General features: G+C 59.9%; 18 protein-coding genes and 3 rRNA genes. 20 read left to right on the forward strand and 1 reads right to left on the reverse strand.

The genetic code is table 11. The features are described 5' to 3' along the window. Positions 1 to 55: 55 nt before the first annotated feature. The 12 genes from F8O05_RS03425 to xerD all read left to right on the forward strand — a co-directional run bounded on the left by F8O05_RS03425 (position 56) and on the right by xerD (position 15,623). A 16S ribosomal RNA gene (locus F8O05_RS03425) occupies positions 56 to 1,585 on the forward strand. A gap of 356 nt (positions 1,586 to 1,941) precedes the next feature. Then, positions 1,942 to 5,019, forward strand: a 23S ribosomal RNA gene (locus tag F8O05_RS03430). A 157-nt stretch (positions 5,020 to 5,176) separates the two neighbouring features. Continuing rightward, positions 5,177 to 5,293 (forward strand): 5S ribosomal RNA (gene rrf, locus F8O05_RS03435). The 16S, 23S and 5S rRNA genes sit together here, the layout of an rRNA operon. 129 nt (positions 5,294 to 5,422) lie before the next feature. Continuing rightward, positions 5,423 to 7,555: a primosomal protein gene (locus F8O05_RS03440; RefSeq protein ID WP_158051375.1), complete on the forward strand. Its 2,133-nt coding sequence runs from the start codon at positions 5,423 to 5,425 to the stop codon at positions 7,553 to 7,555. Between the two features lie 9 nt (positions 7,556 to 7,564). Beyond that, positions 7,565 to 8,608: an HAD-IIA family hydrolase gene (locus F8O05_RS03445; RefSeq protein ID WP_158051376.1), complete on the forward strand. Its 1,044-nt coding sequence runs from the start codon at positions 7,565 to 7,567 to the stop codon at positions 8,606 to 8,608. Next, positions 8,590 to 8,769, forward strand: coding sequence for a hypothetical protein (locus F8O05_RS14750; protein WP_192497021.1), 180 nt, complete (start codon positions 8,590 to 8,592; stop codon positions 8,767 to 8,769). The genes F8O05_RS03445 and F8O05_RS14750 overlap by 19 nt, the downstream gene beginning before the upstream one ends. Before the next feature lie 2 nt (positions 8,770 to 8,771). Then, entirely contained in the window at positions 8,772 to 9,602 is an 831-nt protein-coding gene (locus F8O05_RS03450) for a TlyA family RNA methyltransferase (RefSeq protein ID WP_158051377.1), read from the forward strand. Then, positions 9,599 to 10,528 carry an NAD kinase gene (locus F8O05_RS03455; RefSeq protein WP_158051378.1) on the forward strand — a complete coding sequence of 310 codons (930 nt, stop codon included), beginning with the start codon at positions 9,599 to 9,601 and terminating at the stop codon, positions 10,526 to 10,528. Before F8O05_RS03450 ends, F8O05_RS03455 begins: the two co-directional genes overlap by 4 nt. Continuing rightward, complete coding sequence (gene recN / locus F8O05_RS03460; protein ID WP_158051379.1) at positions 10,528 to 12,258, forward strand: DNA repair protein RecN; 1,731 nt, start codon at positions 10,528 to 10,530, stop codon at positions 12,256 to 12,258. Before F8O05_RS03455 ends, recN begins: the two co-directional genes overlap by 1 nt. A 16-nt stretch (positions 12,259 to 12,274) precedes the next feature. Next, positions 12,275 to 13,984, forward strand: a complete 1,710-nt coding sequence (locus tag F8O05_RS03465; protein WP_158051380.1) for a CTP synthase — start codon at positions 12,275 to 12,277, stop codon at positions 13,982 to 13,984. Positions 13,985 to 13,987: 3 nt separating this feature from the next. Continuing rightward, on the forward strand, positions 13,988 to 14,671 hold the full coding sequence (locus F8O05_RS03470; protein ID WP_158051381.1) for an NUDIX domain-containing protein: 684 nt from the start codon (positions 13,988 to 13,990) through the stop codon (positions 14,669 to 14,671). Further along, positions 14,655 to 15,623 carry a site-specific tyrosine recombinase XerD gene (gene xerD / locus F8O05_RS03475; protein WP_192497022.1) on the forward strand — a complete coding sequence of 323 codons (969 nt, stop codon included), beginning with the start codon at positions 14,655 to 14,657 and terminating at the stop codon, positions 15,621 to 15,623. Before F8O05_RS03470 ends, xerD begins: the two co-directional genes overlap by 17 nt. Positions 15,624 to 15,652: 29 nt before the next feature. Here the strand turns inward: xerD and F8O05_RS03480 are convergent, their stop codons facing one another. Continuing rightward, positions 15,653 to 16,945, reverse strand: a complete 1,293-nt coding sequence (locus F8O05_RS03480; protein ID WP_158051382.1) for a hypothetical protein — start codon at positions 16,943 to 16,945, stop codon at positions 15,653 to 15,655. 203 nt (positions 16,946 to 17,148) lie between these two features. Between F8O05_RS03480 and F8O05_RS03485 the strand changes: the two genes are divergently transcribed. The 8 genes from F8O05_RS03485 (at position 17,149) to F8O05_RS03520 (ending at position 26,031) form a co-directional block, all read left to right on the forward strand. After that, positions 17,149 to 18,129 (forward strand): ParA family protein, encoded by a 981-nt coding sequence (locus F8O05_RS03485; protein ID WP_225735752.1) that lies wholly within the window; start codon positions 17,149 to 17,151, stop codon positions 18,127 to 18,129. Next, complete coding sequence (locus tag F8O05_RS03490; RefSeq protein ID WP_404811355.1) at positions 18,098 to 18,973, forward strand: segregation and condensation protein A; 876 nt, start codon at positions 18,098 to 18,100, stop codon at positions 18,971 to 18,973. Before F8O05_RS03485 ends, F8O05_RS03490 begins: the two co-directional genes overlap by 32 nt. Next, positions 18,963 to 19,520 (forward strand): SMC-Scp complex subunit ScpB, encoded by a 558-nt coding sequence (gene scpB / locus F8O05_RS03495; protein ID WP_225735716.1) that lies wholly within the window; start codon positions 18,963 to 18,965, stop codon positions 19,518 to 19,520. Before F8O05_RS03490 ends, scpB begins: the two co-directional genes overlap by 11 nt. Next, positions 19,513 to 21,123, forward strand: coding sequence for a pseudouridine synthase (locus F8O05_RS15215; protein ID WP_158051385.1), 1,611 nt, complete (start codon positions 19,513 to 19,515; stop codon positions 21,121 to 21,123). The genes scpB and F8O05_RS15215 overlap by 8 nt, the downstream gene beginning before the upstream one ends. Continuing rightward, the gene (locus F8O05_RS03505) at positions 21,120 to 22,226 is read left to right on the forward strand and encodes a prephenate dehydrogenase (protein WP_158051386.1); all 1,107 of its coding nucleotides are present in this window, start codon (positions 21,120 to 21,122) and stop codon (positions 22,224 to 22,226) included. Before F8O05_RS15215 ends, F8O05_RS03505 begins: the two co-directional genes overlap by 4 nt. Beyond that, positions 22,223 to 22,897, forward strand: coding sequence for a (d)CMP kinase (cmk, locus tag F8O05_RS03510; protein ID WP_158051387.1), 675 nt, complete (start codon positions 22,223 to 22,225; stop codon positions 22,895 to 22,897). The genes F8O05_RS03505 and cmk overlap by 4 nt, the downstream gene beginning before the upstream one ends. Beyond that, positions 22,894 to 24,456: a ribosome biogenesis GTPase Der gene (der, locus tag F8O05_RS03515; RefSeq protein ID WP_158051388.1), complete on the forward strand. Its 1,563-nt coding sequence runs from the start codon at positions 22,894 to 22,896 to the stop codon at positions 24,454 to 24,456. Before cmk ends, der begins: the two co-directional genes overlap by 4 nt. 117 nt (positions 24,457 to 24,573) lie before the next feature. Further along, the gene (locus F8O05_RS03520) at positions 24,574 to 26,031 is read left to right on the forward strand and encodes a glyceraldehyde-3-phosphate dehydrogenase (protein ID WP_158051389.1); all 1,458 of its coding nucleotides are present in this window, start codon (positions 24,574 to 24,576) and stop codon (positions 26,029 to 26,031) included. The last annotated feature ends 58 nt before the right edge of the window (positions 26,032 to 26,089 follow it).

Genomic DNA, 26,089 nt, shown 5'->3' on the forward strand with positions numbered 1-26,089 from the left:
GTATTTCGAATTTTGCTGGTGTGGATGCGTTTTGTGTTCATGTCAGTGTTGTTCATTTACGGAGAGTTTGATCCTGGCTCAGGACGAACGCTGGCGGCGTGCTTAACACATGCAAGTCGAACGATGAAGCCTTAGCTTGCTTTGGTGGATTAGTGGCGAACGGGTGAGTAACACGTGAGCAACGTGCCCAGAACTCTGGAATAACTTCAGGAAACCGGAGCTAATACTGGATAGGTGCCGAGGCCGCATGGTCTTTGGTTGGAAAGATTTATCGGTTCTGGATCGGCTCACGGCCTATCAGCTTGTTGGTGGGGTAATGGCCTACCAAGGCGACGACGGGTAGCCGGCCTGAGAGGGTGACCGGCCACACTGGGACTGAGATACGGCCCAGACTCCTACGGGAGGCAGCAGTGGGGAATATTGCACAATGGGCGCAAGCCTGATGCAGCAACGCCGCGTGAGGGATGACGGCCTTCGGGTTGTAAACCTCTTTTAGTAGGGAAGAAGCGCAAGTGACGGTACCTGCAGAAAAAGCACCGGCTAACTACGTGCCAGCAGCCGCGGTAATACGTAGGGTGCAAGCGTTGTCCGGAATTATTGGGCGTAAAGAGCTCGTAGGCGGTTTGTCGCGTCTGCTGTGAAAGCCCGGGGCTCAACCCCGGGTCTGCAGTGGGTACGGGCAGACTTGAGTGCGGTAGGGGAGATTGGAATTCCTGGTGTAGCGGTGGAATGCGCAGATATCAGGAGGAACACCGATGGCGAAGGCAGATCTCTGGGCCGTTACTGACGCTGAGGAGCGAAAGCATGGGGAGCGAACAGGATTAGATACCCTGGTAGTCCATGCCGTAAACGTTGGGCGCTAGATGTGGGGACCATTCCACGGTTTCTGTGTCGTAGCTAACGCATTAAGCGCCCCGCCTGGGGAGTACGGCCGCAAGGCTAAAACTCAAAGGAATTGACGGGGGCCCGCACAAGCGGCGGAGCATGCGGATTAATTCGATGCAACGCGAAGAACCTTACCAAGGCTTGACATATACCGGAAACACTGAGAGATCAGTGCCCTCCTTTGGAGTCGGTATACAGGTGGTGCATGGTTGTCGTCAGCTCGTGTCGTGAGATGTTCGGTTAAGTCCGGCAACGAGCGCAACCCTCGTCCTATGTTGCCAGCGGGTTATGCCGGGGACTCATGGGATACTGCCGTGGTCAACACGGAGGAAGGTGGGGATGACGTCAAATCATCATGCCCCTTATGTCTTGGGCTTCACGCATGCTACAATGGCCGGTACAGTGGGTTGCGATACCGTGAGGTGGAGCGAATCCCAAAAAGCCGGTCTCAGTTCGGATTGGGGTCTGCAACTCGACCCCATGAAGTCGGAGTCGCTAGTAATCGCAGATCAGCAACGCTGCGGTGAATACGTTCCCGGGCCTTGTACACACCGCCCGTCAAGTCATGAAAGTCGGTAACACCCGAAGCCGGTGGCCTAACCACTTTTTGTGGGGGGAGCTGTCGAAGGTGGGATCGGTGATTAGGACTAAGTCGTAACAAGGTAGCCGTACCGGAAGGTGCGGCTGGATCACCTCCTTTCTAAGGAGTATTTTTGAACATCCAGTACAGCGCGAATGTCGTTGTTGGGTGTGGGTGGAACATTAGACATTGTGTGTACGCTGTTGGGTCCTGGAGGACCGGACACGCGAAGGAACGGAGCGCGTAAGCGTGGTTCTTTTGGGTGACGGTTTTCTTTCGGGCCAGTTCCAAACCATGGACATTGTTTTGTGGGGCGGGTTGGGTTCGACTGTATGTTGAGAACTACATAGTGGACGCGAGCATCTTAGAAATGCCCGTCATTACAGCCAGCGTGTCTGGTTGTGGTGGTTGGTGTTTCTTGTAGTTTCTGAAAAGTTCAATTTCTTGATTGGGTTTTTCTTGATTTCTATTCATGTAAGCAAATTTCTAAGAGCAAATGGTGGATGCCTTGGCATCTGGAGCCGATGAAGGACGTAGTAATCTGCGATAAGCCTCGGGGAGTCGATAAACGGGCGTTGATTCGAGGATTTCCGAATGGGGGAACCCGGCCGCATTGTGTGTGGTCACTCCCACCTGAATATATAGGGTGGTGAGGGGGAACGTGGGGAAGTGAAACATCTCAGTACCCACAGGAAGAGAAAACAATAGTGATTCCGTGAGTAGTGGCGAGCGAAAGTGGATGAGGCTAAACCGAGTGTGTGTGATACCGGGTAGGGGTTGCATGTTCGGGGTTGTGGGACTTCTAGGGTCGTTCTATCCGACGGCCGGCGTGAGCGTGTTGTGTAGGTGAACAGGTTTGAATGCCTGACCGTAGGGGGTGCGAGTCCCGTAGCTGAAACATGGCATGCGCGTTGTGGAGTATCCCAAGTAGCGCGGAGCCCGTGAAACTCTGTGTGAATCTGTCGGGACCACCCGATAAGCCTAAATACTTCTGGATGACCGATAGCGGACAAGTACCGTGAGGGAAAGGTGAAAAGTACCCCGGGAGGGGAGTGAAATAGTACCTGAAACCATTTGCTTACAATCCGTCGGAGCCTTTTGGGGTGACGGCGTGCCTTTTGAAGAATGAGCCTGCGAGTTAGTGATGTGTGGCGAGGTTAACCCGTGTGGGGTAGCCGTAGCGAAAGCGAGTCTGAAGAGGGCGTTGAGTCGTATGTTCTAGACCCGAAGCGAAGTGATCTATCCATGGCCAGGTTGAAGCGAGGGTAAAGCCTTGTGGAGGACCGAACCCACCTAGGTTGAAAACTGGGGGGATGAGCTGTGGTTAGGGGTGAAAGGCCAATCAAACTTCGTGATAGCTGGTTCTCTCCGAAATGCATTTAGGTGCAGCGTTGCGTGTTTCTTGCTGGAGGTAGAGCTACTGGATGGCCGATGGGCCCGACAAGGTTACTGACGTCAGCCAAACTCCGAATGCCGGTAAGTGAGAGCGTAGCAGTGAGACGGTGGGGGATAAGCTTCATCGTCGAGAGGGAAACAACCCAGACCACCAATTAAGGTCCCTAAGCGTGTGCTAAGTGGAAAAGGATGTGGAGTTGCATAGACAACCAGGAGGTTGGCTTAGAAGCAGCCATCCTTGAAAGAGTGCGTAATAGCTCACTGGTCAAGTGATTCCGCGCCGACAATGTAGCGGGGCTCAAGCACACCACCGAAATTGTGGAACTCCAATTTAGTTTGGGGTTGGTAGGAGAGCGTCGTGTACTGGGTGAAGCGGTGGCGGGAGCCGATCGTGGACGGTGCACGAGTGAGAATGCAGGCATGAGTAGCGAAAGACGGGTGAGAAACCCGTCCTCCGAATGACTAAGGGTTCCAGGGTCAAGCTAATCTTCCCTGGGTTAGTCGGGTCCTAAGGCGAGGCCGACAGGCGTAGTCGATGGATAACGGGTTGATATTCCCGTACCGATGTTGTGACCGCCCAATGCGAGCCGATAATGCTAAGCACGTGAAGCGTTGTTGCTGCCTTCGGGTGGCTTCAGTGTGGAGGGTGTGAACCGAGTTGGTGAGTGTAGCGTATTAACAGGTGTGACGCAGGAAGGTAGCCGAGCCGGGTGAATGGTTGTATCCGGGCAAGGATGTAGGGCAAGTGATAGGCAAATCCGTCACTTATTAAGCCTGAGATCTGATGCGGAAGTCCTTTTGGACGTAGTTGGTGATCCTATGCTGCCGAGAAAAGCATCGACGTGAGGTTGCAGTGTTGCCCGTACCCATAACCGACACAGGTGGTCAGGTAGAGAATACTAAGGAGATCGAGAGAATCGTGGTGAAGGAACTCGGCAAAATGCCCCCGTAACTTCGGGAGAAGGGGGGCCATCCGCTTATAGCGCTTTACGCGTGAAGGGGTGTGGTGGCCGCAGAGACCAGTGGGACTCGACTGTTTATCAAAAACACAGGTCCGTGCGAAGTCGCAAGACGATGTATACGGACTGACGCCTGCCCGGTGCTGGAAGGTTAAGAGGAAGGGTTAGCTTTGGCGAAGCCTTGAATTTAAGCCCCAGTAAACGGCGGTGGTAACTATAACCATCCTAAGGTAGCGAAATTCCTTGTCGGGTAAGTTCCGACCTGCACGAATGGCGTAACGAATTCCCAGCTGTCTCCACCGCGAACTCGGCGAAATTGCAGTACGAGTAAAGATGCTCGTTACGCGCAGCAGGACGAAAAGACCCCGTGACCTTTACTATAGCTTGGTATTGGTGACTGGTGTGGCTTGTGTAGGATAGGTGGGAGACTGTGAAGCATGGACGCTAGTTCGTGTGGAGTCGTTGTTGAAATACCACTCTGGTCATTCTAGTTATCTAACTTCGGACCGTGATCCGGTTCAGGGACAGTGCCTGGTGGGTAGTTTAACTGGGGCGGTTGCCTCCTAAAGAGTAACGGAGGCGCCCAAAGGTTCCCTCAGCCTGGTTGGTAATCAGGTTTTGAGTGTAAGTGCACAAGGGAGCTTGACTGTGACACTGACAGGTGGAGCAGGGACGAAAGTCGGGACTAGTGATCCGGCAGTGGCTTGTGGAAGCGCTGTCGCTCAACGGATAAAAGGTACCTCGGGGATAACAGGCTGATCTTGCCCAAGAGTCCATATCGACGGCATGGTTTGGCACCTCGATGTCGGCTCGTCGCATCCTGGGGCTGGAGTAGGTCCCAAGGGTTGGGCTGTTCGCCCATTAAAGCGGTACGCGAGCTGGGTTCAGAACGTCGTGAGACAGTTCGGTCTCTATCCGCTGCGCGCGTTGGAAGTTTGAGGAGATCTTTCTTTAGTACGAGAGGACCGAGAAGGACGAACCTCTGGTGTGTCAGTTGTTCTGCCAAGGGCATGGCTGATTTGCTACGTTCGGGATGGATAACCGCTGAAAGCATCTAAGCGGGAAGCCGGCTTCGAGATGAGACTTCCTACCCTTTTGTGGGGGTGAGGTTCCCAGTAGATGACTGGGTTGATAGGCCGGATGTGGAAGCGCGGTAACGTGTGGAGCTGACCGGTACTAATAGACCGAAGATTTGATTACATGTATTCCAGACTGTTGTGGTCTGGGGGTGTTCGCGTCCGTTGTGTGGTTCTCGATATATAGTCGAGCACCATTCCTAGCACTGTGAAGTGTGTCCACTATTTGGTGGGTTCGTTTCACGGGGTGTTGGGTGTGGTGGTTGATAATTCGATAGTGTTTCGGTGGTTATAGCGAGATGGAAACGCCCGGTTACATTCCGAACCCGGAAGCTAAGCGTCTTTGCGCCGATGGTACTGCATGGGGGACTGTGTGGGAGAGTAGGTCACTGCCGGACTTCTTTTATAGAGGGGATATCCTGTTTGGGGTATCCCCTCTTTTCCAAACACAAAACTGCCCTCTTGTCTTGTGAACACGTAGACTAGGGGCCAATAACTCCACAGCGCACCGACGAAGGGAAGAGAAAATGGCTGAAGAACGCGGTGAAGGACGCGGAGACCGAAACCGAGCAGGTGACGGCCAACCAAATCACCAGAACCGAGGACGGTCTGGCAGCCACGATTCCCGCGACGGTGCGCGCGGCGGTAGCTCGCCACGCGATGGCGGCTACCGCAAACGCAACGATTCTTACCGCAGTAGCGACGACCGACGCACATCGTCTGATCGCGGTGGCGAGCGCAAGCAATACGGTCGTGATGGTGAACGCAAGTCCTACGGTCGTGACAATGATCGACGTAGTTCTTACGGCCGCGACGGTGAACGCAAGTCCTACGGTCGTGACAATGATCGACGTAGTTCCTATGGCCGTGATGGCGAACGTAAGTCGTCGTACGGCCGCGACGGTGAACGCAAGTCCTACGGTCGTGACGGTGAACGTAAGTCGTACGGCCGCGATGGCGAGCGCAAGTCCTACGGTCGTGACAATGATCGACGTAGCTCTTATGGTCGTGATGGCGAACGTAAGTCGTATGGTCGTGACGGTGAACGTAAGTCATACGGTCGTGATGACGATCGCCGGAAGTCATATGGCCGAGACGGCGAGCGTCGACCTTATGCCAAGGGCGGCGATCGCAAGGACTTCAAGCGAGATGGGGAACGTCGCCCATACCGCAGCAACGATGATCGTCGTGGATCCTACGGCCGTGATGATGATCGCCGGAGGTCCTACGGTCGAGATGACGAACGTCGCAACTCCTACGGCAGGGACGGCGGCCGACGCGAATTCCGCGGCGGTAACGACCGTCGGGATTCCCGCGGTGGTCGTGAACAGCGGGAAGAAAATAGCGCCCGCCTCGTTCCAGCCCGTCCGCAGGAGCTGCGGGCAGTCCGCGCAGAGCATGAGGACCCGATCATTCCCGAGGGGATCACAGAGCGGGATCTTGATGGCAAAGCGCGGATGGAACTCAAGACGCTTTCCAAGGAGAACGCAGAGTTCGTTGCCAAGCACTTGGCCATGGCATCCATCCTTATCGATAATGACCCGGAGCTTGCGCACCAGCATGCGCTGAGCGCATCCCGTCGGGGCGGGCGTATTGCTATGGTTCGCGAAGCTCTCGCCATCACGGCATATTCCGTCGGTGACTTCGCATTGGCGCTTCGCGAACTTCGTACCTACCGCCGAATCTCTGGCAACGACGATCAGGTACCACTCATGGTGGACTGCGAACGCGGCCTGGGCCGTCCCGACCGGGCACTCGAACTTGGTCGATCAATCGACAAGAAGACGCTCCCGGTGGAGCAGCAAGTGCAACTGGCCATCGCGATGTCCGGCGCACGTCTGGACCAGGGCCAGCCGGAACTTGCGCTTGCAGAGCTAGAGATCCCGCAGCTGGACCGCACTCGTGCCTTCGACTACAGCCCGGGACTCTTCAGTGCATATGCCACGGTCCTTGAAGACCTCGACCAGGGCGAAGAAGCGAAGCTATGGCACAAGGCAGCGAAGCGAGCAGTAGCTGCGCTCGAGGCCGTCTCGCACAATGAATTCGAGACCATCGAGATCTATTCCGAAGACGTCGAACTGGCAGAAGAGTCGGGGGAGGAACCGCAGTCAGAACTCGAGGATGCAGTTTCGACTGACGCCGACGCGGAAGAAGCTGTAGCGGCGACCCTTGAAACGGAGTCGACAGAAGCTTTCCGCGAAGAAGAAGCTCACCGCACGGATGAAGCGCCACTCGCAGAATCTGACGAATCCACGGAAGAAGCTCCGAGCTTCGAGCTCGAGAACTCCGAAATCGACTTGCCTGCTGTCACCGAGTCAATCGAGAAGCAGATTCAGACTGAGTACGAAGAGATTCTCGCGGAAGTTGAAGCTGCTGCCGACGCGGCTGCGGCGGACCAGTCGGAAAATGTAGCCCAAGCGGAGCCCGAAGAACCATTCGAGCTTCGAGTTCTTGCCGAAGACACCCTTGAGCCCATCGACGAGGTCGCTCCTGCAGGCTCCTCGGACGACGCTGCCAGCCCCGCGGCGGAACCTGGCGCGCCAGAGACAGCAGTGTCGGAGGCGAAGGGTACCGTCGAAGATAAGTCAGACAGCGAAGACGAAAAAGACTCTGATTCTGACTCGGATGAGGACTCGCATCCTTCGCTCTTCGAATTCTAAGGAGAACCTGTGGCACTGTTTCGTTCGGGAACGGGGAATGCGCCTGCGCCGCTCGACGGCGCGGATGTAATTCTTGCCGACCTTGATGGCGTCGTCTACAAGGGTAAGGACGCGGTTCCCTATGCCGTTGAGTCGCTCAACGGATATGCAAGCCGGGGAATTCGTGTCGCCTACATTACGAACAATGCATCGAGGACAGATGCCTCTGTGGCCGAGCAATTGCGTGGCTTCGGGCTCGGAACGCAGCCAGAGGATGTGGTGACGAGCCCGCAAGCTGCCGTCCAGATGCTGCGCGACCTCGTCGCTCCCGGGGCACTCGTGCTGGTTGTCGGTGGGGATGGACTGGTCGATGAGCTGCAGAAGGCCGGTTTCCGGATTACTCGATCGGCGGATGACCGTCCGGATGCAGTAGTGCAGGGCTTCGCCCCGAATGTGGGGTGGCAGCACCTGGCGGAGGCATCCTTCGCGCTTGCGCGCGATATTCCTTGGGTTGCCACGAACCAGGACTGGACTATCCCGTTGGAGCGGGGCATTGCACCGGGCAACGGCACGCTCGTCTCGGCGGTTCACACGGCGGTTGCCAAACTGCCGTTGGTCGCCGGGAAGCCAGAAACCCCACTATTTGAAGCGGCTCAGGCCCGGTTCGGCGCGAAGGCCGCGATCATGGTCGGTGATCGTTTGGACACCGACATTAAGGGTGCTCGCGCCGCGGGAATCCGTTCTGCCCTCGTACTCACCGGCATCGACGGACCAAAGCAGCTCATTGCCGCGAGTCCGCTCGAACGACCGGACTACATTCTCGCGGATATGCGCGGCCTCGCCGAACCGTATCCCAATGTGGTTATTGAACATCCTGCGGCAGAAGTGGTGGACGCCCGCGTCGGCGCTGAGCGCTGTGTGCTGAACGGCATTGATCTGCAGATCAAGTCCAAGGGGAAAGACAAACTCAATCTCCTGCGCGCGGCGTGCGCCGCGATCTGGAACTCCGACAAGCTGATTTATGCGTTGCAGATTCCCGAGCAGCTCTATCAGCAGTGGGACGCGCAATCGTGAACGACGAGGAACATGCGGTAGCACCGGAGCGGATGGAGCCGGTACCGCATCCGATCGAGGAACTGCCACTGCAAGAGCGCGCGGCGGCCTATGAGCATGAACTTGAGCAGCTCCGTGGCGTGCTCGACGGTACAGATTCCGAGCTGGACTTCGGGGCCTGACTATGGCGGAGCGACTTGATCGTGAACTGACCAAGCGTGGCCTCGCCCGCAGTCGCACGGCCGCAGCGCGTTTGATCGAATCTGGAACTGTAACGCTGAACGGCGTATCCGTCACGAAACCCTCACAGTCAGTCCAGGCCGACGACCGGCTCGAAGTCGTCGAGCCGGAGCCCTATGTATCTCGTGCGGCGTACAAGCTCATTCGAGCGCTCGGGGAATTCGACATTGACCCGAGCGGGGCAGTGGCGCTCGATTTAGGCGCATCCACCGGTGGGTTCACCCAGGTACTACTCGAACGCGGTGCCAGCGAGGTGATCGCCCTCGATGTCGGTCACGATCAGCTTGATCCGATGCTGCGAAGCGACCCGCGAGTGACCGTCATTGAGGGTGAAAACGCGCGCTATCTGACCGAAAGTCGACTAGACGCTTCGATTCGTGCCAGCCGCATCAACCGGGCCCCGATACCCACCGCGGCGATCTCACTCGTGGTGGGAGACCTCTCGTTCATTTCCTTGCGGTACATCCTTCCGGTCCTCCTCGAAGCAGCACCGAATCTGCGGCATGCAGCCCTGCTTGTTAAGCCGCAGTTTGAGGTTGGTAGAAAGTACGTGCGGGGCGGAATCGTGACCGACTCGGCCGTCGCGACCGAGGCGGTGATTGATATCGTTCGAGAAGCGATTGATCTCGGCTGGCAGGCCAGAGGGTTCGCGTCATCCCCGATTACCGGCACCCACGGCAACCACGAATATCTCTTGTGGCTGTCTCGTTCAGGGACAACTGCGTCACAATGGGAAGATCGCGTTCGAGGGATCATGATGAAAGGGGCGGAATGAAATCTTTGGAGAAAGCACCACCCCGTCGCATCCTGGTGGTCAGCCACTTTGCCCGGCAAGAGGCAATCGACACCAGTGTGAACGTCATTCGGCGTCTCGATAATGCCGGAATTGTCGCTGTCCTGGAAGCGCAAACTGCCTCCGACCTTGACGCGCGATCCGGGGTCAACCTCCCCTCGTCCGTCGAGCGACTCGGGCGAGATTGTGACGTCAGCGACTGTGAACTTGTGGTTGTGCTCGGTGGCGACGGCACCATCCTGCGTGGCGTTGAAGTTGCCCGCCCGGCGGATGTGCCCGTGCTCGGTGTGAACCTAGGCCACGTTGGTTTTCTCGCCGAAAGCGAGAAAGAAGCCCTGCCCGATGTCGTGCGAGGCATCATCTCGCGAAAATATGACGTTGAAGAACGCCTGGCCCTCCACATTGAAGTCGAGGATCCGGCCGGCAATGTGCAGCGCGACTGGGCACTCAACGATGCCGCAATCGAAAAAGGTAATCGTGAGCGGATGCTGGACATCATGATCTGGATCGACGGTGAGCCGCTCTCAAGTTTTGGCTGCGACGGTGTGCTGTTTTCGACCCCCACGGGGTCCACCGCCTACTCGTTCTCTGCCGGTGGGCCGGTCGTGTGGCCACAGGTGGAAGCCATCGTGCTTGTGCCCGTTTCGGCACACGCGCTCTTTGCGAAACCGCTCGTCGTCGGGCCAGATTCTGAGCTTTCCGTGGAAGTGCAGCCGCGGGACGGAGGTTCTGCGGTGCTCTGGCTGGATGGCCGTCGCTCCATCGAACTGACGGCAGGGGCACTCGTGAAAGCGAAGCGCTCCCCACAATCCGTGAAGCTGGCTCGACTGCACCAGTCGCCCTTCACGACTCGACTCGTCAACAAATTCCAACTTCCCGTCGTTGGCTGGCGGGGTAAGGCGCACTAATGCTCGAAGACATCGAGATCCGCGGGCTCGGAGTAATTGACCAGGCTCGACTCCCACTTGGACGAGGATTTACCGCGATCACCGGTGAAACCGGTGCCGGTAAGACCATGGTGGTCACGGCGCTAGGCCTCCTACTTGGAGGACGGTCCTCGGCAAATGCGGTCCGAAAGGATGCCGAACGAGCAAAAGTTGATGGTCACTTGCTCGTCGAAGCGGACGGGGAATATGCCCAGTTCGTGGATGCGGCTGGCGGAGAAGTCGAAACGTTCACGGATGATGATGGCCGCGAGCGAGGGGCCGTGGTGATCTCGCGACAGATCGCCAAGAACGGTCGTTCGCGAGCGTGGCTCGGTGGTCAGTCGGTGCCGGCCAGCACGCTCGTGGAGGGTGGGGAGCTCCTTGTCGCGATCCACGGTCAATCTGAACAACTTCGCTTGACCCAAGAAGGCGCCCAGCGTTCTGCGCTTGACCAGTACGGCGGTGAAGAAACTGCAACTGCGCTGGCGGAGTTCAGCTCACGCTTCGAAGCACTCGCAACGCTGCGTGCGGAACTTTCGGAACTCGGCGCATCCGCTGCCGACCGCGAAGCCGAGCGGGAGCGCCTCCGGGCCCTGATTGATGTGGTTGAAGCGGTCAAGCCGGAACTCGGTGAGGACGAGTTGCTGCTGCGTCGGATTGAACGGCTTAGCAACCGCGAGCAGCTGCGCGCCGACATTGGCGGCGCACACACCCTGCTGGCTGGGGAAGTGCCCGGCGGGTCACTCGGTGAGCGTGTGCGGGATGTGCGCGCGAGTATTGACCGGGGCTTCCGGTCGGATGCATCCCTCGACCTCGCCGCAGAAAACGCCGCGGACTTGGAATACGCGATCGATGAACTCGCTGAAAACCTCGCGAGCTACCTCGCTGACCTCGACACTGACGGTGTGGGCGAACTCGACTCGCTCAATGATCGACTGGCGGCGATTGAGCAGCTCAAACGGGATTACGGCAAAGACCTCGAAGAGATTCTCAAGGACTACGAGCAGGCCGGTATCCGGCTTCTCGAACTCGCCGGAGACGATACCCGCCTACCGCAGCTACGCGAAGAAGTGACTGAGGCAGAGCAAGCTCTGGAAGACGCCGCTTCGAAGCTTACGAGTGTCCGTCAGGCCGCAGCCGAGCGCTTGCAACAGGAAGCCACCGAAGAGCTTCGCGCACTGGCTATGCCGAACGCAACCCTAGTGGTGAGCGTCACCTCGGAAGAGAAAATCCGCAGGCACGGGCGTGACCGGATTGAATTCCTCTTGACCCCGCATCCGGGGAGCGACCCGACACCGCTGCGGACGGGGGCATCCGGTGGTGAACTCAGCCGTGTCATGCTTGCGCTCGAGGTGGTGCTGGCCGGTGCCAACCCGGTGCCCACACTCGTGTTCGACGAAGTGGATGCGGGTGTTGGCGGGGCGGCAGCCCTCGAAATCGGTGCCCGGCTGCAACGACTTGCCCGATCGAGCCAGGTCATTGTGGTTACCCACCTCGCTCAAGTGGCGGCGTTTGCCGACCACCATGTGCGGATTGAAAAGCTCACCGAGGCCGGGGTGACGAGTTCCTCGATCCGCGAACTGGGCGAATCCGAGCGGGTGGAAGAAATGACGCGGCTACTTAGCGGCCTCACCGACTCAGAATCCGGACAGGCACACGCACAGGAATTACTGCGGCGAGCCGCGCAATCGAACGCAACCGTCGCTAGGTGATATAGGATCGAAATCCGTGAATGACGCAACTGCACCAGCCCCATCCGCGCCAACCGAAACTCCGGTCAAGCAAATCTTCGTGACGGGCGGTGTGGTCTCCTCGCTCGGCAAGGGTCTGACTGCGGCCAGCCTCGGCAACCTGCTTACCGCACGCGGTCTGCGTGTTGTTATGCAGAAGCTCGACCCCTACCTCAACGTGGATCCCGGCACGATGAACCCGTTCCAGCACGGTGAAGTATTCGTGACTGAAGACGGCGCTGAAACCGACCTTGACATCGGGCACTACGAGCGGTTCCTTGATGTGAACCTCACCGAAGCGGCCAACGTAACCACCGGGCAGATCTACTCGCGCGTCATCGAAAAGGAACGTGCGGGAGAATACCTCGGTGAAACGGTACAGGTCATCCCGCACATCACCGATGAGATCAAGCGCCGGATGCGCCTCCAGGCCACCGAAGAACCGCGCCCCGATGTGATCATCACCGAGGTCGGTGGCACGATCGGTGACATCGAATCGCAGCCGTTCATTGAATCCGCACGGCAGATTCGTCACGAGCTTGGCCGCAATAACGTGTTCTTCGTGCACGTCTCGCTTGTGCCATTCATGGGAGCTTCGGGGGAGCAGAAGACAAAGCCCACGCAGCATTCCGTTGCTGCGCTTCGCTCCGCGGGTATCCAGCCGGATGCGCTGGTGCTGCGAAGTGATCGTCCCGTCACGGACTCGAACAAAGCGAAGATTGCGCTCATGTGTGACGTTGAGGCAGAAGCCGTCGTCAACACCCCGGACCTTTCTTCGATCTACGAAATCCCGCGCACACTGCACGAACAGGGCCTCGATGAGTACATCATCGAGCAGTTGCGGCTGAATGTTGGCGAATTCGACTTCGCCGACTGGGAACGCCTACTGAACGTGGTCCATGACCCGAAAGAGACTGTCACCATCGCGCTCGTTGGCAAGTACGTGGACCTGCCCGACGCGTATCTTTCGGTGACCGAAGCGATCCGCGCAGGAGCATTCGCGCACGGTTCGCGCGCGCAGATCTGCTGGATTCCTTCGGACGAATGCGAAACCCCGGAGGGTGCCGCCGCCAAGCTGTCGGATGTTGATGGCATCGTCGTACCCGGTGGCTTCGGGATCCGCGGAATCGAGGGCAAACTCGGCGCGTTGCGCTTTGCTCGTGAGAACCGCATTCCAACCCTCGGTATCTGCCTCGGGATGCAGTGCATGGTGATTGAAGCCGCGCGGAACCTCGCCGGTATTGAGGGCGCCTCGTCTTCAGAGTTTGACGAGAACATCGAGCACCCGGTGATCGCAACCATGGCCGAACAGGTCGATATCGTGCAAAGTGGGCAACTCGGTGGCACCATGCGCCTCGGTTCCTACCCCGCGAAACTCGCGGCTGGCTCGGTTGTCGCAACCTCCTATGGCGAGGAGGACGTCACCGAGCGACACCGTCACCGCTACGAAGTGAATAACGCCTACCGCGAGCAGATTGCGGATGCCGGCCTCAGCTTCTCGGGCACCTCACCGGATGGCTCCCTCGTGGAGTTCGTTGAACTGCCCGCCGACGCGCATCCCTTCTACGTTGGCACCCAGGCGCATCCCGAACTCAAGTCACGTCCGAACCGAGCTCATCCGCTGTTCAGTGGCCTGCTCGGTGCGGCACTTGAGCGCCAGGCTGCGAGCCGCCTGGTCGAAGTCGACGAAGAAAATAACGAAGGCTAAGCGATGAGCGTCTCCGAGTCTTCCAGCGCGCCAGAATTCCGGGATGTTCCGGAAACGCATGAAATTCTGGAAAGCACCACGCCGTATCGCGGCTGGGTGTGGAACCTGCGCTCGGAGACGCTCCGCTATGGCGACAACGATATCCAACGCGAATTCGTAGACCACACCGGTGCCGTGCAGATCATCGCGCTCGACGAAAACGACCGGGTGCTGTTCATCCGTCAATACCGCCACCCGGTTCGCGCACGCACTTGGGAAATTCCCGGGGGACTCTTGGATGCACCGGGAGAATCGGCGCTCGCGGCCGCGAAGCGGGAGCTCGCGGAAGAAGCCGATTATGCCGCCGCCAACTGGTCGGTGCTGGTCGATTTCTGGACCACCCCCGGCGGCTCAAGTGAATCCATCCGGGTGTATCTTGCGACCGGGCTCACACCGACCAGCGAAGCCTTTGTCCGAGAGCACGAAGAGGCCGATATTGAGATCGCCTGGGTGACTCTCGACGACGCCGTAGCGGCGATCCTCCGCGGTGACCTGCACAACCCCGCGGTGTGCGTCGGTATTCTCGCGGCCAACGAATCACGTCGGCAGAACTGGCAGACCCTGCGGGATGCTGAAGCAGAGTGGTCGACCCGCCCGGATTTCCCAGCCGTAACTCCAAGGGCACTTGACGGTGGCAAACGCGCCTGATGACGCATCCGTGAGTCGCGAGAAGACGAGCGGGCGCACAGCACTTCAACGGGTCGTTGAACGCTACCTCCGGTATCTCACCATCGAACGCGGCCTGTCGGCGAACTCTTTACAGGCCTATCGGCGCGACCTCGATCGGTACACCGAGTTCCTTACCCAGCAGGGGATAACCGAGCCCGGCGGTATTACGCCTGAGCATTCAAGAGCGTTCATTGCTTGGTTGCGCGCACCGAAACTCGAAGGCGGCCTGGAACTGGCCGCTTCCTCCACCGGACGCGCGGCATCCAGCATCCGAAGCCTGCATCGCTTCATGGAGGATGAGGGAGAGGTTTCGGAAGATGCCACCCGGGACCTTCGCTCTCCAAAGCTGCCGAGCCGACTGCCGAAGGCGCTGACGGTTGACGAAGTTCAGCGTTTGTTAGATGCCGCCAGTGGTGACGATCCGCAACAGCTACGCAATCGGGCGCTACTTGAATTGCTGTACGCCACCGGTGCCCGCATCAGCGAGGCGGTGTCCCTCAACGTGGACGACGTGATTGATCGTGATTTCGTCCGAGTGCTGGGTAAAGGTGGCAAGCAGCGGATTGTGCCGCTCGGTTCCTATGCCCAGGAAGCCTTGGACGCCTATCTCGTGCGCGTACGGCCACGTTTCGCGGCACAGGGGACCGGGAGTCCCAGACTCTTCCTCGGCGTGCGTGGAGGGCCGTTATCTCGCCAATCGGCGGGACTCATACTGCAAGAGATTGCGGATCGTGCGGAGCTCGGGAAATCGGTGTCCCCACACACGCTGCGCCATTCCTTTGCCACGCACCTCATGCAAGGTGGCGCCGACGTGCGGGTGGTGCAGGAACTGCTGGGCCACGCCTCGGTTTCGACCACCCAGATCTATACCAAGGTGACCCAAGATGCACTGCGAGAAATGTACGCCACCGCGCATCCCCGTGCCCGCTGAGACGGTCGATCCACTACCGTTCAGATCCACTACCGCTCAAAGAGGAGCGGCTCCTGGTCATCGATCTGAATTTTCACCGTATAGGCGAAGAGCCCATTCTCGAGGAGAATGAGCTCTGAGCGGGTGCTGAGCGTGGTCGAGATTGTCTCTATTCGCGCGCTTGGATCCGCGGGGTTGATCCCTTGAGGCGTTTCCTTCGGCCGGACCGACAGCGGTGGGACTGAATTCTGATCGGGTTCGACATCCGGAACCGTGCTGTTCGGACCGTCCGGCAGCGGCTCCTCAGTGGGCTCCGGCGAGGGTTCACTGCCCGAGGTGGGGTTCGGTTCCTTAGTGGAAGGGTCCTTGGTGGAAGGGGAATCAGTATTACTCGAGCCACCCGGTGCCTTATCCGGCGTGGTGGTGCCACCGTTGCCATCGTTCTGCGGCGTCGTAGCTTCCGGGGCTTGTTCGGTGGATGAATCCGGTTGCTGCTGGAGTTCTTCGGGTGCCTGCCCCGGACCGTTGGCGGCGTCGCCGCCGTCAGGAGCGGGAGTCTCCGAGGCGTGGTTGAGCGGTTCGGTGATGATCCGCATTTCAAATTCGGCGGATTCGGCGCCGAGTTCCACGTGCATTTTCAGTTCGTAGTGCTCGCCCTCTTTGACCGTGGCGGCAAGCTCACGGTTCAAGGAACGGAAGGTGTTCAGCTCATCCGGCGTGATGTCGCGACCGGCACTAATCAGCAGTGCCGGCCAGGAATCTGGGGAGGTGGTGAGCTGGAGATTCCCGTAGGTCAGCCAGGCTGGCCGGTGAATCTCCTGGATGCGCTCGTATTCGGCGGCGGGGTCAGTTGCGTAGGTGGTCAGATCGAGCCAGTAGGTGGCGGCACCGGTGGGGCCGACCTGGCTGAACGTGGCGGTTACCGCACCTGCGCTTTCAACGTGCCCGACGAGATCCGTCCACTGCTGTGTTGACCGTTCGAGTTTGCTGGTGCTGAGCGACTGCGTCTCGGTGAAACTCAGGTTCACTCGCGACACAGCCTCGATATCTCCGTAGAGCGTATGCAGCAACTCACCGGTTGCGGCTGGTGGTGCATCCTGCTTCAGCGAAATACTGAGCGTGTAGCCGCTGTCGCCATCCGAGACCTTGAGGATGTTGTAATCCGTGGCCACACCCGAGTCGCTGACGGTCTGGCGAATCAGTTCTTCCTGCGCGCTTGCTTTGTTGTTCGCGGTCGAAAAATGCACGATAAGCAGCGCGACCACCAGTACCACTACGACTGCGATCGCGATCGCTCCGCCGAGGCGCAGGCGGCGCCCCAATGAGAGTTCCGCGAAAGACATATCGCCCAGACTACTTGGGGGAGAAGGAATTGGACACTCAATCCCGCAATTCGTCGTATTTTTGGACTCCGATTAAACCCTCAAGTAAGGGTTGAAGTGCCTTCTCGACACCCGCGCGAACGCTCCAAGAATGGCTGGTCCACGGGGATACGATCAGGGCACGCGCGTATAGCTAGGAAAGAGAGAGGCGGTTACCAATGGCCATTACGGAAGCCGACCTGCCCGAACTGCCGGGCCTCGAAGTCCCAAGAGATCTGCTCAAACCCACCAAGAAACCAATGCCGGTACAGGACCCAAACTTTGTGCCTGAGCCGGCGAAGGGGGCTGAACCGGGGGCGCAACGCTCTGCTGAGGCAGTGTCCACCCGGCTCTATAATAAGTTCCCCGTGCCGCAGTCGCTTCCCGGGCACGGCCCCGCACGAGTCATCGCCATGTGCAATCAAAAAGGTGGTGTGGGGAAAACCACGACTTCGATTAACCTTGCCGCGTCACTCGCTGCTTATGGGCGTCGCGTGCTGTGCGTTGACTTTGACCCGCAGGGTGCTCTCTCGGCAGGCCTTGGCGTCTCTACGCACAATGTAGCGACGATCTATGACCTGTTGATCGGGCAGCTCAACGATCCGCGCGAGGCAATTCAAGAAACGGATTTCGAGGGGCTGGATCTCATCCCGGCCAATATCGACCTGTCCGCGGCGGAAGTGCATCTCGTTACCGAAGTTGCCCGGGAGCAGATTCTCGCATCGATCCTGCGCAAGGTCAGCGATGACTATGACGTGATCATCATCGACTGCCAGCCCTCGCTGGGCCTGTTGACGGTGAACGCGCTCACCGCCAGCCACGGAGTGATGATTCCGCTGGAGTGCGAATACTTCGCGCTGCGTGGCGTTGCTCTGCTGATTGAGACGATTGAAAAGGTTCGGTCGCGGCTCAACCCGGCGCTCGAACTCGACGGTATTTTGCCGACCATGTTCGACGGCCGCACCCTGCACGCTCGCGAGGTGCTGGATCGGGTCTTTGAAGTCTTTGGCGACAAGGTCTTCGACACGGTCATCGGTCGCACCGTGAAGTTCCCGGATGCTTCGGTCGCCGGGGTGCCCATTGTCGAGTTCGCCCCGGGTCACCCCGCAGCACAGGCCTATAAGCAACTGGCGCGTGAGCTGGTGGCCCGCGGTGCAGCCGCCTAGGGAAGCGGAACCCGCCGAGGAAGCAGACCAGCGAGTCTCCGGCGACCTTGATCCCGAGGATGGCGATGACTTTCGCGTCGACCTCGACATCTTCCAGGGACCATTCGACTTACTGCTGCAACTCATCACCCGGCGCGAACTCGACATCACCGAGGTCGCGCTTTCGGAGATCACGGACGAATTCATCTCCTACGTCGCGCAAATCGACTCGGGGGAGGACCTGAACCGCGCCACCGAATTCATCGTGGTGGCCGCGACCCTGCTCGATATGAAACTCGTGAGCCTCCTGCCGCAGGGTGACTATGTGGATGCCGAAGACGTGGCCATTCTCGAAGCTCGCGACCTGCTCTTCGCGCGGCTGCTGCAATACCGGGCCTATAAAGAGGCAGGGCTTTGGTTAACTGAACGGTTCGCTCTTGAGGACACCCGCCATCCTCGCGCCGTGCCGCTGGAGCCGAAGTATCGCGAACGCATCCCGGAACTGGTCTGGACAACCTCCCTTGAAGATTTCGCCGCGCTGGCCACCCTGGCGCTCACCCCAAAGGCGATCCCTGCGGTTGGACTGGACCACCTGCATGCACCGCTGGTGTCGATTCGCGAGCAGGCGAGCATCCTGGTAGCAAGGCTCCGTGCGGGTGGGCCGATGACGTTTCGCGAGCTCGTTGCGGATGCCGAGGGGAAGGGTGTCCTCGTCGCGCGCTTCCTTGCGATTCTCGAGTTGTACCGACGCGCGGCCGTGGAGCTGGCGCAAGAATCCCCGCTGGGTGAGCTCACCGTCACCTGGGATGCCGAGGATTGGAATGATGAAGAACTCACCACGCTGGGAGCCGACTATGACCGCTGAATCTGTCGATCTGAAGCGTGCGCTCGAGGCGATCTTGTTCGTGAGTGACGAGCCCGTCCCGCTTGTCTCACTCGCGACGGCAGTATCCGCACCGGTGCGTCAGGTTCGGGATGCTGTGGCCAGTCTGGTAGAGGACTATGATGGAAAGCTTGACGGACCGGTTCGGGGCTTTGAGCTTCGCGAGGTCGGCGGTGGCTGGCGCATGTATGTGCGCGAGAGCTTCGACGAGATCGTGGGGGACTATGTCTCGGTCCGGCAGCCTTCAAGACTTTCGCAGGCGGCACTCGAGACCCTCACGGTGATCGCGTACCGTCAACCGGTCTCGCGATCACAGGTCGCGCAGGTGCGAGCCGTGAACGTGGACTCCGTGGTAAGAACGCTCCTCGCTCGCGGGCTGATCACCGAAGCCGGGCAAGAAGAATTAACGGGCGCCACACTCTATGTGACGACTGAGCTGCTGTTGCAGCATTTAGGGATTAACTCTCTCGAAGAACTGCCGAAGATTTCGCCACTTCTCGAGGACGGACGGGATGGATTTGATGAGTAACGAGCAGCCGAAATCGCGGCGCGGAGGTCCTTCGCGACGCAATTCGCAGGGTGCGTCGCGCTCGCGAAACACTCGCTGGGATGACCAGCGTGACCGTTCGGAATCTCGAGACGACCGCGGCGGCCGTGGGGCTCGCAGCGGTGTGAACGGTGGCAGCCGAGGCGCGGCGGGTCGTGGTGACTCTCAGCGTCGCGATCGGGATGACCGTGGTGGGTACGAACGACGCGGCCAGGGCGAGCGTGGTGGTTACCAACGTCGCGACCGGGATGAGCACAGTGGCTTTGAACGGCGCGATCGGAACGAGCGTCGTGGGTTCGAACGTCGTGAGCGGGATGATCGTGGTGGTTACGAGCGCCGCGACCGGAACGAGCGTGGTGGCTTTGAACGTCGCGATCGGAACGAGCGCGGTGGGTTCGAACGTCGTGACCGAAATGAGCGCGGTGGCGCAGAACGCCAGACAACCGGTCGATCCGGCTACGTTCGTCGCCGTGTGGAGCCGGTCGGGGACAGCTGGAAGGACACCCGGAGTTACGAAGAGCGCCAGCAGGCACGCCAAGAGGCGCTCCAAGCTCGCGAAGAAGCACAGCAGGGTCGGGAGGCACTCAAAAAAGCTGCCCAACAGCGGCCCGAAGGCGGTTACTCGCTCGCTGACTTTGACGACATCCCTTTCAACCCGGACCACCGCCCCGAAGGTGCCGCCCCTGCACCTGAGCGCAGCACCGAGGGCGTCCGCCTACAGAAGGCGCTCGCGAATGCCGGCGTTGCCTCGCGCCGCGTGTGTGAGCAGCTGATCACCCAGGGCCGGGTCGAGGTCAACGGTGCGGTGATTACGGAACTCGGCAGCCGCATCCAGCCCGAAACCGACCGGGTGACCGTCGATGGCACACCGGTGCAATTCGACCAGACCAAGCGATACGTGCTGCTGAATAAGCCCGTGGGCGTGGTGTCGTCCATGCACGACGAACAGGGTCGCCCCGACCTGCGACAGTTCACCCAAGAATTCGATGAGCGCATCTACAACGTCGGTCGACTCGACAACGACAGCTCGGGGCTGCTCATCATGACCAACGATGGCGAACTGGCACATATCCTTTCGCACCCCTCCTACGAGATTTCGAAGACCTACGTGGTGAAGGTCAAAGGCAAGCTCGCCGAGCGCGACCTCAACATGCTGCTCGAAGGTGTGAAGCTCGAAGACGGCTTTATTCAGGCCGATGCCGGCCACGTGATTGCGAAGGGCTCCACGAGCCGGGCCACGCTGGCCGAAGTCACGCTGCACTCCGGGAAAAACCGCATTGTGCGACGGATGTTTGACCACATCGGTTTTCCCGTGGAAGAACTCGTGCGGCGCAGCTTCGGTCCGCTTCGACTCGGGACGCTTCGCGCTGGGGAAATGCGTGAACTCGATGCGACCGAACTCGGCAAACTCCTGCGTCTCGCCCGTAAGGCTGAGGCCGCGCACGAATACAAGACCGGGAAGCGCAAAGAGCGGCCCAAAGCCGAGCCGAAGGCAGAAGCAATGCGCGAAGAAAAGCGCACCGGCCGCAAGCCTTCACCGAAGTCGCCAGCTAAATCACACCGACAAGGAAAGCCCCGTCGATGACCCCAACTCGGACCAATTCGCCAGTACTCGTGGTCGGCACGGGCCTGCTCGGTAGCTCGGTGGGCCTGGGGCTGCGCCGCCTCGGTGTGGATGTGCTGCTCGCCGATGCCTCGCCGGTAGCGTTGGGGCTTGCCGCCGACTACGGTGCTGGCCGTATCGCGCCGGCAGCTTCGCACAAGACTGCGGCGCCAGAAGACACGCCGCGGATTGTCGTGGTCTGTGTTCCGCCGGATGTTGCCGGCGAAGTGGTCGTTGCGCAGCTCGAAAACTGGCCGGATGCGATCGTCACCGATGTGACGAGTGTGAAATCAGCGCCCCTCGAGCACGTTCGTGAAACCGGGGCGGATCTCAGTCGCTATGTCGGCTCGCACCCGATGGCTGGACGTGAGACCGGTGGTCCTCTCGCGGGTCGCGCTGACCTCTTCACCGGGCGCCCCTGGGTGGTGGCCTCGCACGAGGAAACCACGGTGTTTGGGCTGCAGGAAGTTGAAGGGCTCGCCCTCGACCTGGGCTCGAATGTGGTGAGCATGACCGCGGAGGATCACGATGACGCTGTGGCGCTGATCTCACACGTGCCGCAGCTGCTGTCCACCGCAATGGCCGAACGCCTCCTCGACGATGTGAAGGATGCTTCGGCGCTCGCGGGTGGTGGCCTGCGCGATGTCACGCGCATCGCCGCATCCGATCCGACGCTGTGGAGCCAGATTCTGGCCGCGAACGGTCCGCGGGTTGCGCGCATCCTGCGACGGTTAGCCGAAGACGTCGTCGACCTGGCTGGTGCCCTGGAAGACATGGAAAAGCCGGGGGCTCGACGCAAGGTCGCCGAGCACATGCTCGCCGGTAACGAAGGCGTCGCGCGGATTCCCGGCAAGCACGGTTCGCGACGCACCTTCACCAACGTGACTGTCATGATCGATGACCGTCCCGGCCAGCTCGCGCGGCTCTTTGTTGAGATCGGCGAGGCAGGCATCAACGTTGAAGAGCTCGACCTTGAGCACTCGCCGGGGGCCAATATTGGCCTGGCGACCATTGCGGTACTGCCGGAGGTCCGACAGAAGCTGCTCGACGAGCTCGACGCGCGCGGCTGGAAGGTGGCACAGTGAACGCATTTGTGGTCGCAATTGATGGGCCCTCGGGGTCCGGAAAGTCCTCGGTCTCGAAGGCGCTCGCGCAGCGGCTGGACTGGCAGCTGCTTGACACCGGTTCGGTCTACCGTGCCCTCACCTGGTACGCGCTCCAAGAGGGCGTCGACCTCGATGATGCGGATGCGGTGATCGCTGCGGTGCCAGGGTTCCTCAACGTGTGGACCCTCTCGCTCACCCCTGGGGAACGCTGGGTGCGAGTGGCAGAGACTGACGTCACAGAACGCATCCGCGAGACGGCGATTTCCGAGGTGGTCTCGAAAGTCGCCGGAATTCAGTCCGTGCGGGATGCGGTCAATACCCGATTTCGCGAGATTCTTGCGGAATCCCCGGCCGAGGGAATCATTGCCGAAGGCCGCGATATCACCACGGTGGTTGCCCCGGATGCGCCCGTGCGCATCCTGCTCACCGCCGACGAAGCGGTGCGCATCGCGCGCCGCCAGGCCGAAAAAACCGGTGAGGACGCCAAGAGCGTGGCCGCGACCGTCAGCGAACGGGATAAACGAGATTCTCGCGTGACAAACTTCACTGCGGCAGCCGAAGGGGTTGCCGTGATCGACTCAACCGATCTCGGGCTCGAGGCGACCATCCAGGCCGCCCTTGACCTGATCACCTCCAGGAGCGCCCAATGACAGACGCAACGAACACCCCCGGATACGAACCCGAATTCGTTGCCGGTGACGAATCCTATGAAGACGCCTTTGAGACGAAGGCCGAATCCTTCCAAGACACGCTCGACGGTATTGATGACGAAACCGCCGAGTTGCGCGCGGATATGTTGCGCAGGTCGCTCCTCGAATACGACCTTGACGCCGATGACCGCGAGGTGCTCGAAGGGCACTTTGCCGATGACGGCACCTTCCTTATGCCAGCGCTGCCAGTGCTCGCGATTGTGGGCCGTCCGAATGTCGGTAAATCGGCGCTCGTCAACCGCATCCTCGGTCGACGCGAAGCCGTGGTTGAGGATGTTCCCGGGGTGACCCGCGACCGAGTGTCGTACCGCGCCCAGTGGGGCGAACGGCACTTCACCCTCGTCGACACTGGCGGCTGGGAGCCGGATGCCAAGGGGATTGACCGCTCGGTCGCCCAGCAGGCCGAGATCGCAATCGAACTCGCTGACGCGGTGCTGTTCGTGGTGGATGCGATGGTCGGCCCCACCTCGACCGATGAAGCGGTCGTGAAGTTGCTGCGTCGCAGCGACCGGCCGGTGCTGCTGGTCGCGAATAAGATTGACGACCCGGTGCAAGAACCGCACGCCGCCTCGCTGTGGAGCCTCGGCCTTGGCGAGCCGTATCCGGTGTCCGCACTGCACGGCCGAGGCGTGGCGGACATGCTCGACGAAGCCATGCGCATCCTGCCGACCGAGTCGAAAGTCGCTAAGGAAGAAGTGGGTGGACCTCGCCGAGTCGCGATTGTTGGTCGCCCCAACGTGGGGAAGTCCAGCCTGTTGAATAAGGCTGCGGGGGAGACCCGCGTGGTCGTAAACGAGCTCGCGGGCACTACCCGTGACCCGGTAGATGAACTTGTCGATCTCGGCGGTCAGACCTGGCGGTTCATTGACACGGCCGGTATTCGCCGACGCGTGCACCTCCAGCAGGGCGCGGACTTCTACGCTTCGCTGCGGACGGCCACGGCAATCGACCGTGCCGAGGTTGCGGTCGTGGTGTTTGACGCAACCGAACCCATTGGTGTGCAGGATGTGCGCATCGTCGAGATGGTGCTCGAAGCTGGTCGGGCGTTGGTGCTGGCGTTCAATAAGTGGGACGAAATCGACGACGAACGGCGATGGATGCTCGAACGTGAAATCGAGCAGGATCTCGCGCATGTGGACTGGGCACCGCGGGTCAATATGTCCGCGAAGACCGGCCGCCACATCGACAAACTGGTGCCGCGGCTGAACGCCGCACTTGCATCCTGGGATACGCGTATCCCGACCGGTAAGCTCAACGCCTTCCTCACCGAACTGGCGCAGGGCTTCCCGCACCCGCTGCGAGGCGGCAAACAGCCGCGCGTACTGTTCGCGACCCAAGCACAGACCCGTCCGCCGACGTTCGTGCTCTTCACCAGCGGCTTCCTCGAGCCCGGTTACCGTCGCTTCATTACCCGTCGACTGCGCGAGACCTTTGGGTTCGAGGGCAGCCCGATTCGAGTAAACATGCGTGTGCGTGAGCGCAGGTCCAAAAAGAAATAGCCAATTGCGCTTGCGAGCTGTCATGACGCGAAATATGTAAACCCAGTATGGGTAAGCTGGGAAGACGCGTGTTTGCGTGTGCTTTAGCCAGCCTTACCCACTGGAGGGAAACCCCATATGACCGATTTGCACGTTCAGTCGCAGGCGGAATGGTTCGATCGCGTCGAGACGGCGGAGCAGATGATTCCGCTCATCTCGAAGCTCTATCGCGAGCGGAACGTCGTGACTTCGATTCACGGCCGCCGACTGATCAATCGTTCTGCCATTGAAGTGATTAAGGCTCACCGTGCCGCTCGTCGTAATCACGGTCAGGAGCTCGAGCTCGAGCTGACCACGGCCATCCTCAAGGTCCTGAGCGACCTCAGCATTGAGACCGCCTCAGTTGACGTGGCAACCCTCGCTTACCTGTACTCGCAAGAGGCCGAGGGGACCGACCTCACCGAGTTCATCAAGGAACAGCTGAAGGAAGTTGGTCCGGTAGAGGCATCGAACAACTCGGCGGATGTTGTCCTGTACGGTTTCGGCCGCATCGGTCGACTCCTTGCCCGCATCCTCATCGAGCAGGCTTCGACCGGCCCCGGTCTTCGCCTCCGTGCGATCGTCGTCCGTAAGAACGGTGAAGACGACATTGAGAAGCGTGCCTCGCTGCTGCGCCGCGACTCGGTACACGGGCCCTTTAACGGCACGATCAAGGTGGACAAGGAAAACAACACGATCCTTGCCAATGGCACGCTGATCCAGGTCATCTACTCGAACGACCCGGCCACCGTCGACTACACCGCCTACGGCATCGACAACGCGATTGTTGTTGACAACACCGGTCGCTGGCGTGATGAAGCAGGTCTCGGCCAGCACCTGCAGGCCAAGGGAACGAGCCGCGTGCTCCTGACCGCACCGGGCAAGGGCGCGATTCCGAACATCGTGTTCGGTATCAACCACGAAGACATCACCGATGAGCACAAGGTGCTCTCGGCAGCATCCTGCACCACGAACGGCATCACCCCGGTGCTCGCGGCGCTGGACCGCAAGTACGGGGTCAAGCACGGTCACGTCGAGACGGTTCACTCGTTCACGAACGACCAGAACCTCATCGACAACTTCCACAAGGGTGCTCGCCGCGGTCGTGCCGCCACGCTCAACATGGTGCTCACCGAAACCGGTGCCGCAAAGGCCGTCTCGAAGGCACTGCCGCAGTTTGAGGGCAAGCTCACCGGCAACGCGATCCGTGTTCCGACCCCGGATGTCTCGATGGCCGTGCTCAACCTCGAACTCGAGCAGGATGTGACCCGCGAAGACCTCAACGACTACCTTCGCAACGTCTCGCTGCACTCGAACCTGCGCCAGCAGATCGACTACGTTGAGTCGCCCGACATCGTGTCGACTGACTTCGTGGGGAACGACCGCGCCGGTGTGGTCGACGGTCTTGCGACCATCGCCAACGGTAACCGTGTCGTCCTCTACGTTTGGTACGACAACGAGTACGGCTACTCGAAGCAGGTTGTGCGCACGATCGAGCACATCGGTGGGGTGCACCCGCTGGTGGTTCCCGTTCGTCGCGACGTCACTGAGGTCTAGGCCTTAGCGCATCGAATATGGCCAGTGCCCGGTTACCCGTATGGTGATCGGGCACTGG

The organism is Gulosibacter chungangensis (assembly GCF_008831155.1).
GTDB classification, from domain to species: Bacteria; Actinomycetota; Actinomycetes; order Actinomycetales; family Microbacteriaceae; genus Gulosibacter; species Gulosibacter chungangensis.